This window comes from Tychonema sp. LEGE 07196 (assembly GCF_963890365.1).
Taxonomy (GTDB): Bacteria; Cyanobacteriota; Cyanobacteriia; order Cyanobacteriales; family Microcoleaceae; genus Microcoleus.
In genome coordinates this window covers 15,091-31,460 of sequence record NZ_CAWPRX010000006.1, presented here as the reverse complement: position 1 = coordinate 31,460, position 16,370 = coordinate 15,091, and the positions used below count along the sequence as shown (strand labels likewise).

Sequence of the window (16,370 nt, the reverse complement as noted above, 5' to 3'; positions counted from 1 at the left end):
TTGGCAGCGTCAGATGCGTATAAGAGACAGTTATAAAGGGGGGGAGTAAAACTTTCGGTAGTAGAATAACTTTATGAAATTGGTATAATACCAAATCCGGGTTGGGGATAGATCCCCTTGATGAACCAGTCGGCCTGCGCCGACTTTGTTTGTGTAGACGCGGTTTCAACTGCCGGGGCTATTGGACAATCGATCGGGCGATCGATCGCCCTCAACCGTTAAACAAAGCGCAAAGAACTGCTGTCAAGGCCAAAGCCAGAAACAGGTTGGACGATCGCGATTAACTCGTCAGCAGCCCCAGTCTTCTTGAAAATAGCAGCACCCTCGGGCAATCCAGCCGGAGAAGCGCCGATCCTGTAGGTGCTGGGAGCGCCTTGAAGTTGGATAATATCGTTACTGGGGTTGTAGCCGACAATCAAAGCGTAGTCGCCAGCGCCAGTGCTGCTATCGATGCCGTCGTTGTAGTAGAACTCTGTGGCATTTCCCAGCAAGAAAGTATCGCTACCATCTGCGCCAATCAGCGTATCGACTTCGCCGCGTCCGGGATTAGCACCGGTATAGTCAACACCAACCAAGATGTCGTTACCTTTTGTGCTGTAGAGGAAATCGTTGCCGCTACCGCCAAACAAGACATCATTATTTTCACCGCCGTACAGAGTATCGCTACCCTCGCCGCCGAGTAAAGTGTTGTTGCCGAGTTCGCCGCCGAGGACATCGTTACCAGCGCCGCCAAAGATTAAATCGTCAGATTTGCCGCCCAATGCGGTATCTGCACCGTCGCCGCCGACAAGGGTGTCGTTGCCGAGGTTGCCAAACAAGAGGTCGTTGCCGACATCGCCGAATAAGCCGTCATCGCCTTTGCCGCCAAATACGATGTCATCGCCGCCATTGCCTCCTACGGTGTCGTTGCCCTGGTTGCCATACAAGATATTGTTGGCTTCGCTACCAGCGATCGCGTCGTTGCCGCTGGTGCCCAAAACCTGTGGCAATTCGCTTGGTGCGGGCCTGTTGGTGAATGTGGGTGCGATCGGCTGTGCGATCGACAGTGCGATCGCGGGCGTGAAAGGTGGAGGTGTGGGTGTGGGTGTGGGTGTGCCCGGTGTTGGTGTGGTTGTGCCCGGTGTTGGTGTGGCTGCCGGTGTTGGTCTTATAGGAATAGGAATAGGCGTTGTCCCTGGAGTTGGGGTTGTCGCTGGTGTGGGCGTTGTCGCTGGTGTGGGCGTTGTCGCTGGAGTTGGGGTTGTCGCTGGTGTGGGCGTCGTCGCTGGTGTTGGGGTTGTCGCGGCCAGGATATCGGCACCCGATAAATTACCCACAGTTTCGATGAAGCCAGCACCTTGGACAGTCGGCGATGCACCGAAGAAGTCTAAAATCACAACGTCCTTAGCAGGGTCAGCGATTCCGTCTTGGTTGATGTCGATCAGCAAGCTAGTACCTTGTCGGCCCAAGCCTGTACTTCCCGATGACGGCGACAGCGACAGCGTAGTGCTGGTACTGATCTCGTCGTTAAAATTCACAAAGTCTAAGCGATTGCTCCCGCCAGTATCCTGAATTTGAAGTGAATTCTGGCCGTTCGCCCGCAACAAATAGCGATCGTTACCTGCACCGCCTCGCAGCACACTCCCAGTGCTAAATCCAGCGAGCGTATCATCGCCCGCACCGCCTTCTAAGGTGCTATTAAAACCACCACTGAGATAGTCATTGCCCGCACCGCCATCGACCGTGCTAAACCCAGAGTCGAACAGGGTGTCGTCTCCATCGCCGCCGGCCAGGCTACCGCCACCATTCAGAAAGTCATTGCCCGCACCGCCATCAAGGGTGTCAGTGCCACTGAAGCCACCAATCAGGGAATCATTTCCGCCACCTCCACTGAGGCTGTCATTTCCATCACCGCCTAGCAAAGTATCGTTGCCTTCTAAGCCCGCGATGGTGTCGTTGCCTGCTAAGCCTGAGATGTTGTCATCGGCTGAGGTGCCTGTCAGGTTGTCATCGTTTGGTGTTCCGGTGAGCGCATTAGTTCCGGGTGCCGCCGTAGCCTCAGTGAGATTAGCAGCCAGGATATCGGCACCAGTGAGGTTGCCCACAGTTTCAATGAAGCCAGCACCCGCGACAGTCGGGGATGCGCCGAAAAAGTCTAAAATCACAACGTCATCGGTAGCCCTGATGATGCCGTCTTTGTTGGTGTCGATCGCTAAACTCGTACCTTGGCGGCTCAATCCCAAAGTGCCCGATGACAGCGACAGCGACAGCGTAGTGCTGGTACTGATTTGGTCGTCGCCATTAACAAAGTCTAAGCGATTGATGCCACCTGTATCCTGAATTTGAATTGGACTCTGCCCAAAAGCCGGCAGCAAATAGTGATCGTTACCTGCACCGCCTCGCAGCGTATTTCCACTGCCAAATCTCCCATCGAGCGTATCATCGCCAGCACCGCCTTCTACAATGCTATTAACAGCACGGAGATAGTCATTGCCCGCACCGCCATCCAAGGTTGAAGAGAAACCTCCAAACAGCGTGTCATCTCCATCGCCACCAGCGAGACTGCCACCTGCCTCCAGAAAATCATTGCCCGCACCGCCATCGAGGGTGTCACTGCCACCAAAAGTGTTAATGTTGTCACCAATCAGGGAATCATTTCCCCCACCTCCACTGAGGCTGTCGCTTCCATCACCTCCTAGCAAGGTGTCGTTGCCGTCAACGCCACTGATCGTGTCATTGCCCTCAAAACCTAAGATGTTGTCATTGTCGGCAGTACCGATGAGGTTATCAGCGCCCGAAGTTCCTGTGAGTGCATTGATGCCTGGTGCTGCCGTAGCATCTATTAAATTTGCTGCGAGAATATCGGTACCCAAAAGGTTGCCCACAGTTTCGATGAAGCCTGCACCTTGGACTGTCGGCGATGCACCGAAAAAGTCTAAAATCACCACGTCATCGGCTGGCCTTGCGATTCCGTCTTTGTTGATGTCAATCAGCAAGCTAGTACCTTGTCGGGCTAAGCCTGTATTTCCCGATGACAACGACAGCGCTAGAGTTGGGCTGGTGCTGACAGTGTTGTTAAAATCAATAAAGTCTAAGCGATTGATGCCACCTGTATCCTGAATTTGAATTGGACTCTGCCCAGAAGCCTGCAGCAAATAGCGATCGTTACCTGCACCGCCTCGCAGCGTATTTCCACTGCCAAATCTCCCATCGAGCGTATCATCGCCAGCACCGCCTTCTAGAATGCTATTACTGCCACTACTGAGAGAGTCATTGCCCGCACCGCCATCCAAGGTTGAAGAAAAACTTCCAAAAAGTGTGTCATCTCCATCGCCGCCGACCAGGCTACCGCTTGCATCCAGAAAATCATTGCCCGCACCGCCATCCAAGGTGTCAGTGCCACTGAAGCCACCAAACAGGGAGTCATTTCCCCCACCTCCACTGAGGCTGTCGTTTCCTCCACCGCCCTGCAAGGTGTCATTGCCATCTAAGCCACTGAGGGTGTCATTGCCGCCCAGCCCTGAAATGCTGTCATTGTCTGGGGTTCCACCGATCAGAGTGTCACTTGAGGATGTACTGATAATTGTTGCCATTTTTGTTCCTGCTTACGAATAACAGGCGAGGGCGATTTTTACATCGACACAAGCCCTTACTTATCTATCAGGGGTTTTCCTCAAAAATTATGCAAATTGTCAAAGTTTTTTTTGCGAGATTTTTTTTATTTGATTTTCGCCAAAAAATGTTATACTTACCACCTTCATATTTGAATGATCGCCCAAATCTGTATCTACGCACCGATCGATTAACTGAATTAAGCAACGAAATGCCGATCGCGACACCGCAGTCGGACACGGCAGTGCTTTTTCCATACCGGGAGGATATTGTAGGTTCTTGTGGCAATACGCAAGGCGATTCCCTAGGGGATAACTTCGCTTCACGGCTTTTTGGTATAGTAGAATTGTGACTGTAATGTCGATCGCAATATCGACGCACGCTACAACCACTCACTAATAACGTTCGCGATCGGGGACGATCGCACTAATGACTACTGACTAATGACTAATGACTACTAACAACAAAGAGGGCCCGCACGCACCATCCACCGCCCCTACCAACTGACAACTAAGAGGGCGGGCACGGGGGCACCGCCCCTACCAACTGACTACTGACAACTAACTACTGACTAACAACTTTTACCCGATCGCCATCCTTCAGATAACCAGCCCCAGCAATAACCACGCGATCGCCCGCTTTCAACCCTTTTTTAATCTCAACCTGAGCTTTCGTCAAATCGCCAACCGCCCCTCCAGTAATCTCCCCAACTACCACTTTCTGAGCCTGCACCTTGTCCTCGCCCACAAGTTTGTAAACAATAGAACTGCCGTCAGACTGCGGTAAAATAGCCTTAGCAGGAACTTTCAAACCTTGCTCCGCCGCCGTCGAAATCGAGGCGCGCAAAAACATTCCCGATCGCAAAAAATCGCTGGGTGGCAAATCAATTTTCACCGTAGCTTGGCGATTTTGCGGGTCAACTAACGGCGAAATCTCTCGCACAGTTCCCGACAACTTGATCCGCTTGTCAGAATCTGAAGTAATCTGCACGGCTGTTCCCGGTTCCACTTGCGAAATCTGAGTTTCCGGCACTTTCAATTGCAGTTCTAGCTTGTTGCCGCGAATAATCGAAAATAGTTTTTGACTCCCCGAAGAAACATCCCCAACACGACCAATTCTTTCAGCAACAATACCGCTGTCCGGTGCTCGGACGATCGTTTGTGAAAGTTGAGTTTCTAACTGTTGGATTTGGGCATCATTGCTGCGGACACTTGCTGCGTTGTTCCCCACGTTTGCTCTAGCGCTGCTGACAGTTGCGGCCGCCGTATTCACCTTAGCGCGGGCACTGCTGAGGGCCGCTTGCGCCGTACTGATATTAGCTTCGCTATTAGCTACTTTAGCTTTAGCCGATCGCACTTCTTCCGCTGCTTTGTTCTGTTCTTCCAAAGCTTTATTCAGATCGGCCTTAGCCTTGTTCACATCTTGAAGAGCAGTTTCTTGCTCGGTTTTGCGCTGTTCCAAATCCTGTTGGCTGATTACTCCCTGCCCCGCCAAATTGGAAAAACGCTCTACTTCTCTTTGAGCTTGAGTTAATTTAGCCTCGGCCGAAGCAATTCCCGCTTTAGCTTGATTCACGCCAGCTTTAGCTTGTTCGACACCGGCTTGGGCTTGGCCGACACCTGTTTTAACTTGCGCTAAGTCAGCAACGGCTTTTTCCACGCCAGCTTGAGCTTGTTCGACACCGGCTTGGGCTTCTTTTTGGCTTGATTGAGCTTGCTGCACCTGAGCTTGCGCTTGGTCTACTGTAGAATCGGCGGATTGTCCTTTAGCTACCGCTGCGGCAATTTGCGATCGCACCACCGAATCATCCAAAATCGCCATTACCTGATTTTTTTCTACCGCATCCCCTTCCTTCACCAAAACCTGTTGGATTTGCAAGCCGTTGGCTTGCGGCAATACCGGCAGCAAATCGTGGGGGGCCACAGTCCCCGTCGCTTCGAGAGTTTTAGACACATCGGCCGATTTCACCGGCGCGACTGTCACCGTTTGAGCCTCCGCCTGTTGAGCCGCCGCTGGGGCTGTAGCCGCCGGTTTCGCGCTCTTGTGGCCAGCAGTCAAGTGTACCGCTAGCAGAGTTGCAGCTACGCCAATCCCCGCGCCCGCCAACACCGTCGGCCACCTGATTTTTTTGCTGGGCCCAATTTCCGGCTCTTCTGGTTCCCCAAGTTCTGATTTTTCCCCATCTTCTGGAACTTCTAGGGATCTTTCTCGTTCATCTTCCTCACCGGAAAAGTGCCAGCTAGATCGGTCTGAAACTCCACTTTCAGGCGCATCGGCTGTTGAGTTTATGTCGCGCCCGCTCTTTACGGGGAGAATCGGTTGCTGTTCTTCCGCTTCTGAAATAACTTGATTGGTCACTGTAGTTCCTCCCGCCGGTTTGAACCTTTGGTTTTTTTATATTGTAAAGAAAGATTGCAATTTTTAGATGTAGTTTATTTTAGCCGAGGGCGCTAGCGATGTCGCGTCCTCCTTTTGGGTGAGTGTGAGGCGATTTCACTTGACTGCTGGCCGATCGATCGCCGGAGAGTGCGATCGACATTTAATTCGCCCAGGGTTCCTCGCCCAGTATTATTAGCGTGATTTGGGGCCTGCGGGCGATCGGGCTAGACCTGATCTGTCCCACAGCAGTTTTCCCGTCACCAACCGATCGATCCTCACAGAATTAAGCCTAATTTTGAACGAATTATTGCTAAAATCAGGCACATCGGCTAAAAAGTGGTACCAGTTTAATTGACAAAAATCATAATGAACAGTGTCTTCTCTCCCGTCCAACAGTTGCTAATTACTTGGTTGCTAGTGCTAGTAACGGGATGGTTTACCCTAACTGCGATCAGTTATGTTGGGGAACTGGTCAGCATTTTAGTAACAGCCGGACTCATTGCATTCTTATTAAATTATGCAGTCCTCAGACTGGAAGCATTTTTGCCCCGGGGAGTCGCAGCAGCACTCGTTTACTTGATTGCGGGCTTGGTAGTAGTAGTAATCGGTTTAACTATCGTGCCGCCGGTGTTCAGCCAAGCGAGGCAGTTGGGGGTGAGGTTCCCGGACTTGCTGGAGTCGGCGCGGCAGCAGTTAGGTGAATTTCAAACATGGAGTGCCGATCGCAATTTGCCCTTTGACGTGCAAATATTGGAGCAGCAGCTATCGGCGAAAGTACAGGAGCAAGTACAGGCGATCGCAAGTACAAGTTTAGGTTTAGTCGTAGGTACTTTTAACTGGTTTATCGACTTAATCTTTATCCTGGTAATTTCATTTTATATGCTCTTAGACGGTAAAAGAGTGTGGCAGGGTTTGACCAGCATTTTTTCCCCAGATATTCGCTACGTGTTAACCGAAACTTTGCAGCGAAACCTCCAACGATTTGTCTCGGGACAATTGCTGCTGGGACTATTTATGGCAATTTCACTAACTATCGCATTTTGGTGGCTGCAAGTTCCTTTCTTTCTGCTGTTTGCCGTGTTTATCGGATTAATGGAAATAATTCCGTTTATCGGAGCGACGCTGGGCATTGGAGCGGTTACTATAATTGTAGCATTTATCGATTGGTGGCTGGCGCTGCAAGTGTTGGCAGTGGCGATCGGTCTCCAGCAAATCAAAGACAATTTAGTCGCCCCCCGAATCATGGGGAATCTCACCGGATTGAGCCCAGTAATTATTTTCACAGCTTTGCTCTTAGGAGGTAGAGTAGGAGGCTTGTTAGGAGTTATCCTGGCCATTCCCCTAACTGGCGTTGTCAAAAGTATAGTAGAAATCTTACTCAATCCCAAATTGCCCCCGCAAACAGGCTCGTTTTTCTACAATCCTTTTAACGGCGAGGAATTGAGTCAAACAACGGATCGTGAAACTAAACTAATTTTGGTCGCCGATGAAGAAAAATAGTCTAAGGTTTGTAGTAAAAACTTCTGTCCGTAAAGTTTTTATCAGTCACGAATTCAGCCCTTGCTACTGATTTATTTAAGAAGGACTTGCATTCCGAACGATCGAACCTTTTAAGCAAAACTTGCTCGTTACCAGGCTCTACCTGGTAATGCAGATTCGGAGGCTCTGCATCTCTTTATCTTTACCTCCCTGCTTCTGAAAACATAGGATTTTGGCAGATGTTTAAGTTATAAAATCTTCGTTTCTTAAGAAGCACTAAAGTCCTGACTACGAACTTTTCAATAAGCCCTAAAATCCTGACTGCGAACCTTTTAAAAAGGACTAAAGTCCTCACTACGAACCAACTTAAAATCTCAAACCTAAAACTTATGAAATGGTGGCAAAATCTTAGGCAAAATCCTCTGGCTCGACTGGGAGCAGTGGTATTGTTATTTTTTTATACAGTCGCATTTTTCGCCGAATTTGTGGCCCCCTACGACCCCTACGACTCTCAATTAAACGGTTCATTGTTGCCGCCGACTCAGATTCATTTAAGCACCAAAGACGGGCGATTTATCGGGCCTCACGTTTATCCGACCACTCAGGGCCCAGTAGACGTGAATACGGGCGCTCGCGAGCTAATTGTAGACTGGCAAAAACCCTCTGCTGTCGGTTTGTTTGTCAAAGGTTCTCCCTATAAGTTTTTAGGGATTTTACCTTTAAATATCCACTTATTTGGAACTACCGGCCAAGCTAAAATCAATATTTTAGGCACAGATGAACAAGCTCGCGATCAATTCACCCGCCTAGTACATGGTAGCCGAATTAGCCTCAGCATCGGTTTAGTTGGTATAGCAATTTCTTTCCCCTTGGGATTGTTGATCGGAGGAATATCCGGTTATTTCGGCAGTTGGATTGATAGTATTTTAATGCGATTCGCCGAAGTATTGATGACGATTCCCGGACTTTATTTATTAGTAGCCCTAGCAGCAATCCTCCCTCCCGGATTAACAAGTGCTCAGCGATTTATATTGATTGTGCTGATTACTTCATTTATCAGTTGGGCGAGTTTAGCACGGGTAATTCGCGGTCAGGTTTTGTCAATAAAACAACGAGAATTCGTGCAGGCGGCGCGGGCTATGGGCGCGAATCCAATTTATATTATTGTCCGCCACGTTTTGCCACAAACTGCAACCTATGTTATTATTTCTGCTACTTTGTCGGTTCCGGGTTTTATTGTGGCGGAGTCGGTTTTGAGTTTAATTGGATTGGGAATTCAACAGCCCGATCCTTCTTGGGGAAATTTGCTATCTTTGTCTACTAATGCTTCAATTTTAGTGTTGCAGCCTTGGTTGGTTTGGCCTCCCGCGACACTGATTATTTTGACTGTTTTGGCGTTCAATTTATTGGGGGATGGGTTGCGGGATGCTCTCGATCCGAGAAGCATTCAAAGGTAATTGGTAATGGTAATTGGTAAGTGGTAATTAAGAATTAACCTATTTGTAGGGCGAGTTCACCAAAATTTATATCATCAAATACCAGAAATAAAAAACCCACCTCCGCCCCAAGAATGAATCGAAATAATCTCAATCCTCAAGGTTGATGTAAATTATTCGCGGTGTGGGGGCGGGTTTATTAATAATTGGGATATGAAGGAAAGATTGTTAGTGAACGCGCCCCCACGAAATTATATTAATAACCACTAACAAATAACCACTAACCAATAACCACTAACCAATAACCACTAACAAATAACCACTAACCAATAACCACTAACAAATAACCACTAACCAATTGTTTAAGTATTGAGAGGTAAGCGAATGGTAAAAGTAGAACCAACGCCGACTTGACTGTTTACTGAAATATTGCCGCCCATCATAAAGCAAAAACGCTGGCTGATTGCTAGTCCCAAACCTGTACCGCCGTACTTGCGTGTGGTAGAAGCGTCTGCTTGGGTAAAGGGTTGGAAAATGTGCTGCAATTGGTCTTGATTCATCCCAATTCCTGTATCTGTACAATTAAAAACTAAAAATTCTTTAGAGGAGTTTGATTGGGCCGAATTTTCTGCCGTTTGTGAACGGTTTTCTGCTATCGCTTCGCTGTTGTGGCGGGCGCTTTCTCGGCTGGCGGTGAGCGTAATTGTACCGTTTTGAGTGAATTTGGCAGCATTGCTTAGCAAATTTAATAAAATCTGCCGCACTTTGGTAATGTCACCGTACATAGTGCCAAGATTGGTAATTTCCTGTAAGTTTAAAGTGTTATTATTTTTTTCGATTAGTGGGGTGGCGGTGTCGGCTACTTCTTCAATTAAGGCGGCGATGTCGAAGGTTTCTAAGTAGAGTTCCATGCGGCCGGCTTCGATTTTAGAGATGTCGAGAATGTCGTTAATTAGTGATAGCAAGTGTCGGCCGGATGTGCGGATTTTGTCTAAATCTGGGGTTATTTCGTCGTAGCCCAATTCTTCGGTTTCTTCTTGCAGCATTTCGCTGTAGCCGATGATGGCATTGAGGGGTGTTCGCAGTTCGTGGCTCATGTTTGCTAAAAATGCGCTTTTTGCGGTGGAGGCGGCTTCGGCTGCTTCTAGGGCGACTTGCAAGGCGTTTTCAAATACTTTGCGATCGCTAATATCCTCGACGCTGCCTTCGTAGTAGAGTACCTCACCGTCGGCGCTGCACACTGCGCGGGCGCTTTCAGAAATCCAAATTACGCTGCCGTCAACGCGGTAAACTTCTGACTCAAATCCTGATATTTGTCCGCATTCTTGCATCACTTGCATAAACTTCTGGCGCTGCTGAGGATTGACGTAAGCTTGCTGTCTGATGTTTGTGAGATTTGATGTCAATTCTTCGGGAGTTGCGTAGCCGTAGATGCGGGCTAAAGCTGGGTTGACGCTCAAGAATCGGCCTTCTGGGGTTGTTTGAAAAATGCCTTCGACTGCGTTTTCAAAGATGCTGCGGTATTTTTGTTCTGCTTGACGCAGTGCGTTTTGTGTTCGATCGCGATCGCTAGCTTCGATCGCCAATGATACCAAATCTGCCAGGGAAGCAGCAAAATTTTGCTCTTCTACTGTCCAGTTGCGAACACTTCCCACCTGTTCGATACAGATAACTCCGACTGTTTGGCCTCCCAGTCGCACCGGCGCATCTAAGGTTGAGGTGATGTTATTTTGTGCAAAGTAAGATGTCGCTAATTCCCTGGTTCTGATATCTGAAAGAGCGTTGTCGGCTGCGATCGTCCGGTCTTCTTCCAAAGCTTTAAAATAAGCTGGATAGTCTGCGGCGGCGAGTTCCACAGCTTGGGAGTGCTGCTGGTTGCTGCACCAAAATTGGTCGAGACATTGCAGTTTCGATCGGCTCTCATCGTACAACCAAGCTCCTGCTCCTTCTGCATTTAAGGTACGAGCCGCAGCTTCAGTGATTTGCCTCAAAGCTACTTGCAAATTGCCTCCGTATAGCACTTTATTTCTGGCTAGTTCTACCAAAACTGTATTTTGTGTGAGCAATTGTTTTTGTCTCATCCGCCGCCAAGATTCGGCTCGCTTCTTTTCGGTAATGTCGCGGGCCACCAAAATGACCGATGTTTCTGACAGCGGCGAAATGCTGGCGGCAAAACAAACTTCGCGTTCATCAATGGTTAAATCGTACTCGATACTGATAGTTTGCTGAGTCTCTAAAGCTGCTCGGATATGGCTGGTAAAATTGTCGGCTGTAGCTTGCGGAAACGTTTCTCCGATTGTTTTGCCTACTAATTCTTCGGCTGGTTTGTATAGGAGAGACATATTTGTGGGGGCGATTTTCAAGTAGCGGCCGGTGGAGTCCACAACTATAATTAATTCGTTCATGGCTGCAAACAAAGCCCGCAATTCTGCTTCGGTGGCTGCGAGTTCGGCAGTCCGCTCTGCTACTCGCTGTTCTAAACTGGAGTTGGTTTGTTCGAGGGCGACAAAAGACGATCGCAATTGTCTGGCCATCTGGTTGAAAGACTGAGCTAAAAGACTGAGTTCGTTGATGCCTTTGACTTCGACTTCGCCGTCTAATTCCGAGGATGTGAAGTCGGAGGATTCGGACATTTTTGTTAATGCTTTGGAAGCTTCTAGCAATCGGGTGATCGGTTGGACAACCCAGCGAGAGGTGAAGATTCCTAGGGCGATCGCCAATATGAAGGCAAAAAAGCACAATAAGATAGTTGTGCGAGTGTTGGCGTTAATTTGCTCCATAAAGTCTGCTTCCGGGATGACCACTACGATCAGCCAATCGAGGCCGCGGCCGTCTTGCAGGGGAGCAACCGTAATGAATTGACGTTTGCCGTCTAGATCGAAGGTAAACTGTCCTTGGCTGCTAATTTGTGTAAAACTGCCAAATTGTTTTTGCAAGTATGTGGATGCCGATCGAATGAGCAAATTTTTGCTTTGTGTCGCCAACAGCCGTTTTTGTCCGTCTTTGGTGGTGACAAAGGGCAGTTCGTCGGTGGAACTGGCGACTATTTCCCCGCTGCGTTCGATCGCAAAAACTTGTCCCGACGGGCTAATTTTGATTTTTTTGAGAAAATCGCTGATTTGAGAAAGAGTCAGGTCAATTGCCAGAACCCCTTGCAGGCTGCCCGTTTGGTTGTAGATGGGCATCACCGGAGTAATCCCCAGAACTGGCTGGGCTGTGAAGACGTAAATCGGAGACCAACTGGCTTTTCCTGACTGTTTGGCAGTTATGTACCAGGGTCTTGTACGGGGGTCGTAGGGGGCGGTTTTGATTAGTTCTGTGCGATTTCCCTGGCTGTCGAGGCGATAAATTTGGCGGTTGGGAGCGGTTGATTCGTCTCTGATGTATACTAAGTCTTCTGCTTCGCGTTTGAGCAAGAGAAATCTGCCCTGTTCGTCGCCGTAGTAAATGGTTGTAGTTCGATCGCTCAGCTTGGTCTGGTTCCACAAATAGCGCTCTAAATTGGGGAAATCTTCCGGGTTTAAGTTTCCCGAGGCGATCGCAGCAGTATTCATTTGCAGGAATAAATGAGACACGTCCCCAAAACTGCGGAAATTTTCTTTCGTCCGGGCTGCGACTTCCAAGCTCAACCTAGTAGCCAGGTTGTTGACGGCTTTCTGGCTGTTGCGAAACGACAGCCATCCCGTTACGCCGACTGCTACGGAGATTTGTACCACCAGGGGTATCAACAAAACTAGGCTCAGTGACATCTTGGGCGAGCTTTTCATCAGACAACACTGCTCAGACTTTTCAATAACATCAATATTCTTGCACTTACCAGGTTTGCGTATCGTTTGTCGATTAAAAGATGCCCTAGATATTATAAATTATCAAGTTGCACACCAATAGTGAAGTGCCGTAGCCTGCCGCTCAAAACTTGGTTGAGGTTTCAACAGCTACTGTAAAAAATTATAATATTAATTGTGCCACTACTTTTGTGAATGCGCCGATCGCGATCGGGGACACAGTGTCCCAAACTCACACCAGATTAAACATAATACAACTGCAGGCAAGCTTTGATCCCTTAATTCATCAATCAGTCCCAATTATTATTTAACCTCAAACCTCAAATTGTCTAAAATCTACAATTCTCTCATTTTCTCCGGGTGGCGAACGCCAGCCTTGTCCCTGCTGAATAAAAAATTGATTCTAAATTTTTCTACCAAGCCATCACAAATGTAAGTTATTTGACAATCCTCTGTTAAAAAATTTGCTATTAATAAAATAAGCGGGCCAAATCCCGATCGCGCCAAAAGAGGTTGAACAGTAGACAGTAGACTGTTGACAGTTGACAAACGGACGATCGCTCGCGCCCCGCTCCGCTACGACCTTTTAGCAAAACAATACTTCTGGAGGATGACATGAACTATACATTTGAAATCCTGGGCGTATCTCCAACTTTATCATTTTTTAACCAGCAGCAGGAATTGCTGCAACAACAGCAACCGTCCGGTGTAGAATACTTGGGAAACCGGAAGTGCACTCTCGATTCCTTTGTGGCATCCGTAGAGATAGTTTCTCCTTATCGCGGCTGGGATGTCGATCGAGTCGTAGATACCGTAATTAGTTTCTGGTTTCACAACTCCGAGAGCATCCAGTATTGGAAGGACAGGTTGCAGGATGCCGGCAGCGAAAACTTGTTAGTCGCCAGAGTAGGCGACATCAAGTCTTTACAAGCCGCATTTGAATCGCTGCTGGGCGAATAGGAAAATCGGTCATTAGTCATTAGTCATTAGTCATTAGTCATTAGTCATTAGTTGTTGGTTGTTAGTTCTTAGTTGTTATTGGTTACTTGTTATTAGTTGATTATTGGTTATTGGTTGCGGGTTATTGGTTATTAGCGATCCCCCGATGGAACGTCCAACGTCATCAGGCAAAAGGAAGGAACTATGCTAAATGATCGAGGCCTAAAAACAATTCACTAATAGCCAACCAATAACCAATAACCAATAACGACTAACCCACAACCAATAACAACTAACCAATAACCAATAACAACTAACCAATAACCAATAACAACTAACCAATAACCAATAACCAATAACCAAATCTTATGTCTCGTTCAAAAGCCCTGCAATCTTATATTTTTGTCCGCTTACTCCTAGCACCGCTAATGTTGTGGACAATCACCACAGCAGTATTTTTGCTGCTGCGGGCCACTCCGGGCGACCCCATCGATGCAATTCTCGGTTCGCGAGCTCCCGCAGCCGCCAAAGCAGCAATGCGAACCCAACTAGGCCTCGACGCTCCCCTGTGGGAACAATATCTTAAATACATGAAAGATTTGTTGGGCTTCGACTTGGGAACTTCCATCACCACTCGCGGACAAACAGTCTGGCAAATTATCGGAGATTATTTCCCCGCTACAGTGGAATTAGCAGTGTGTAGCATGGCCATAGCTTTAATTGTCGGTATCAGTATCGGTTCCCTCGCAGCATCCCGCCCCAACACTATTTTCGATGCAGCAGGCCGTTTGTTTGGCATTATCACTTACTCGCTGCCGGCTTTTTGGGCTGGCATGGTTTTGCAGTTGATTTTCGCGGTGCAGTTGGGCTGGTTTCCCTTGGGAACCCGCTTTCCGGTGACATTAAGAGCCCCCCAAAGCTACACGGGACTTTACACTGTAGACAGTCTCCTGAGCGCTAACCCGGGTCAGTTTCTCACCAGTTTGCATTATTTGGCACTTCCGAGTTTGACGCTGGGGATTCTTTTGAGCGGCATTTTTGAGCGTATTGTGAGAGTGAATCTGAAGCAAACTTTGCAAGCAGATTATGTGGAAGCAGCCCGAGCTCGCGGCATTCCTGAATTGCAGATTTTATGGGCTCACGCTCTGAAAAATGCGCTAATTCCGGTGATTACTGTCTTGGGATTGACTTTTGCTGCACTGTTGGGCGGTGCTATTTTAACTGAGGTTACTTTTTCTTGGCCGGGGCTGGCAAATCGCCTTTACGAAGCGATTAGTTTGCGGGATTATCCAACTGTTCAAGGTATTGTGGTATTTTTTGCTGGGATTGTAGTAATTGCTAGCATTGTAATTGATGTTTTGAACGCTGCCGTTGACCCGCGCATTCGGTACTAAATTAATGGGAAGTTCGGCGGCGGATGCAATTGGCGGATGTAACGGATAGATGGAATAAGGAAGTTCGGTAACGAGCAATGTAGGGGATGCAACCGATTTGATTTAACTCTCTGCAAGCCTTTGTAGTGCCCTCGCCACTCGCGATTGTATGGCTGGCGATTGTAGAGAAAAAAACTGCTTGTTGCAAAGCTCCAGATGCTCCAGCATCCTCTCCGCTTCTCCGCTTCTCCGCTTCTCCGCTTCTCCCTCTCTCTCCCCCTCCGATCTGCGTAGAAGATTATTGGGGGCGATCGACTAAAATATGGAACTCATATCCACAAGTAGAATTAGTTGCAGCATTGAATGATTTTGCCTGAAGAGGCGACTGTGATACTCTCAGCTTTTTCTACCTGTATTTTTTGCGTGCGCCAAATGTTGCAGTCAAAATGAGCCGCCTAAGAAAGAGCGATCGAAAATATCGGCTTTTAGACTCAGGACACTTCGCAGTTTATCGGCAATACTAGAGCAATAAAAAGCAAAATTTGAGGAAAAGCTGATGAAATTATTACCAATAACAGTCGCTCTATCGGCTGCTTTAACACCACTAATGGCTGAAGCTGCCTTTAGCCGCCCGATGGTGGACGCAGGCGACTTTCCCAGAGCCTCAAACCCGCGAGTAGACGTGCCGGTTTGCTTCATCGAAACCCCAAGCGGTACAACTTTTGATTTAGTCAGATTGTGCGGCACCAACGCCGAACCCCAAAAAACGGCTCCCGCCGCCGGCAACCCCGCCAATGCTCCTGCAAATAACCGCAACGTAAGTAATCCGGCTGCAGCCCCGAATCCCAACAGCGTCACCAGAGATACTGTGGGCACTCCCATAACTACTCCTGGGAGTGCAAATCCCGCCAATCCCGCCAATCCCAACAATCCCGCCAATCCCGCCAATCCCGCCAATCCCGCCAATCCCAACAATCCCAACAATCTCAATCCGGGAACTTCGCCCAATCCCAACAATCCCAACAATCTCAATCCGGGAACTTCGCCCAATCCCAGCAATCCCAACAATCTCAATCCGGGAACTTCGCCGAATATCACTCCCAATAATCTCAATCCGGGAACTTCACCGAATATCACTCCCAATAATCTCAATCCGGGAACTTCGCCGAATATCACTCCCAATAATCTCAATCCGGGAACTTCGCCGAATATCACTCCCAATAATCTCAATCCGGGAACTTCGCCGAATATCACTCCCCGGAGCAACAATTTGTCTCCAAACGGTGGAAATGGCAATGGCACGGGCACTTTTTGAACTGCCTGGGATGAGTTAAGCTAAGACATTGAAGTGCCGATTCCCTACCCTTCGGGAACGCTTCGCGAACAGG

Annotated in this window: 9 protein-coding genes; 5 read left to right on the top strand and 4 right to left on the bottom strand. The window is 48.3% G+C overall.

Annotated elements, in window-relative coordinates; translation table 11 throughout:
• Positions 1-218: 218 nt before the first annotated feature.
• The 3 genes from AACV78_RS00725 to AACV78_RS00715 all read right to left on the bottom strand — a co-directional run bounded on the left by AACV78_RS00725 (position 219) and on the right by AACV78_RS00715 (position 5,949).
• Positions 219-3,572 (bottom strand): beta strand repeat-containing protein, encoded by a 3,354-nt coding sequence (locus AACV78_RS00725; RefSeq protein ID WP_194010857.1) that lies wholly within the window; start codon positions 3,570-3,572, stop codon positions 219-221.
• A gap of 99 nt (positions 3,573-3,671) precedes the next feature.
• Entirely contained in the window at positions 3,672-3,983 is a 312-nt protein-coding gene (locus AACV78_RS00720; protein ID WP_194010858.1) for a hypothetical protein, read from the bottom strand.
• 172 nt (positions 3,984-4,155) lie between these two features.
• Entirely contained in the window at positions 4,156-5,949 is a 1,794-nt protein-coding gene (locus tag AACV78_RS00715) for an efflux RND transporter periplasmic adaptor subunit (protein ID WP_194010859.1), read from the bottom strand.
• Between the two features lie 387 nt (positions 5,950-6,336).
• Between AACV78_RS00715 and AACV78_RS00710 the strand changes: the two genes are divergently transcribed.
• Both AACV78_RS00710 and AACV78_RS00705 read left to right on the top strand, forming a co-directional pair.
• Complete coding sequence (locus AACV78_RS00710; RefSeq protein WP_194010860.1) at positions 6,337-7,470, top strand: AI-2E family transporter; 1,134 nt, start codon at positions 6,337-6,339, stop codon at positions 7,468-7,470.
• A 368-nt stretch (positions 7,471-7,838) separates the two neighbouring features.
• Positions 7,839-8,906: an ABC transporter permease gene (locus AACV78_RS00705; RefSeq protein WP_194010861.1), complete on the top strand. Its 1,068-nt coding sequence runs from the start codon at positions 7,839-7,841 to the stop codon at positions 8,904-8,906.
• 341 nt (positions 8,907-9,247) lie between these two features.
• Here AACV78_RS00705 and AACV78_RS00700 read toward each other — a convergent pair whose 3' ends face one another.
• Entirely contained in the window at positions 9,248-12,634 is a 3,387-nt protein-coding gene (locus AACV78_RS00700; protein ID WP_370528847.1) for a PAS domain S-box protein, read from the bottom strand.
• A 651-nt stretch (positions 12,635-13,285) separates the two neighbouring features.
• Between AACV78_RS00700 and AACV78_RS00695 the strand changes: the two genes are divergently transcribed.
• The 3 genes from AACV78_RS00695 to AACV78_RS00685 all read left to right on the top strand — a co-directional run bounded on the left by AACV78_RS00695 (position 13,286) and on the right by AACV78_RS00685 (position 16,297).
• Positions 13,286-13,630, top strand: coding sequence for a hypothetical protein (locus tag AACV78_RS00695; protein WP_194010863.1), 345 nt, complete (start codon positions 13,286-13,288; stop codon positions 13,628-13,630).
• Between the two features lie 347 nt (positions 13,631-13,977).
• Positions 13,978-15,003 carry an ABC transporter permease gene (locus AACV78_RS00690; RefSeq protein ID WP_194010864.1) on the top strand — a complete coding sequence of 342 codons (1,026 nt, stop codon included), beginning with the start codon at positions 13,978-13,980 and terminating at the stop codon, positions 15,001-15,003.
• A 535-nt stretch (positions 15,004-15,538) separates the two neighbouring features.
• Positions 15,539-16,297 carry a hypothetical protein gene (locus AACV78_RS00685; RefSeq protein WP_228042548.1) on the top strand — a complete coding sequence of 253 codons (759 nt, stop codon included), beginning with the start codon at positions 15,539-15,541 and terminating at the stop codon, positions 16,295-16,297.
• Positions 16,298-16,370 lie beyond the last annotated feature (73 nt).

Excerpts from the sequence above, each read along its gene's own strand:
- AACV78_RS00725 (WP_194010857.1), bottom strand. The coding sequence starts at position 3,572 with ATGGCAACAATTATCAGTACATCCTCAAGTGACACTCTGATCGGTGGA.
- AACV78_RS00685 (WP_228042548.1), top strand. The coding sequence starts at position 15,539 with ATGAAATTATTACCAATAACAGTCGCTCTATCGGCTGCTTTAACACCA.
- AACV78_RS00700 (WP_370528847.1), bottom strand. The coding sequence starts at position 12,634 with ATGTCACTGAGCCTAGTTTTGTTGATACCCCTGGTGGTACAAATCTCC.
- AACV78_RS00710 (WP_194010860.1), top strand. The coding sequence starts at position 6,337 with ATGAACAGTGTCTTCTCTCCCGTCCAACAGTTGCTAATTACTTGGTTG.
- AACV78_RS00705 (WP_194010861.1), top strand. The coding sequence starts at position 7,839 with ATGAAATGGTGGCAAAATCTTAGGCAAAATCCTCTGGCTCGACTGGGA.
- AACV78_RS00695 (WP_194010863.1), top strand. The coding sequence starts at position 13,286 with ATGAACTATACATTTGAAATCCTGGGCGTATCTCCAACTTTATCATTT.
- AACV78_RS00690 (WP_194010864.1), top strand. The coding sequence starts at position 13,978 with ATGTCTCGTTCAAAAGCCCTGCAATCTTATATTTTTGTCCGCTTACTC.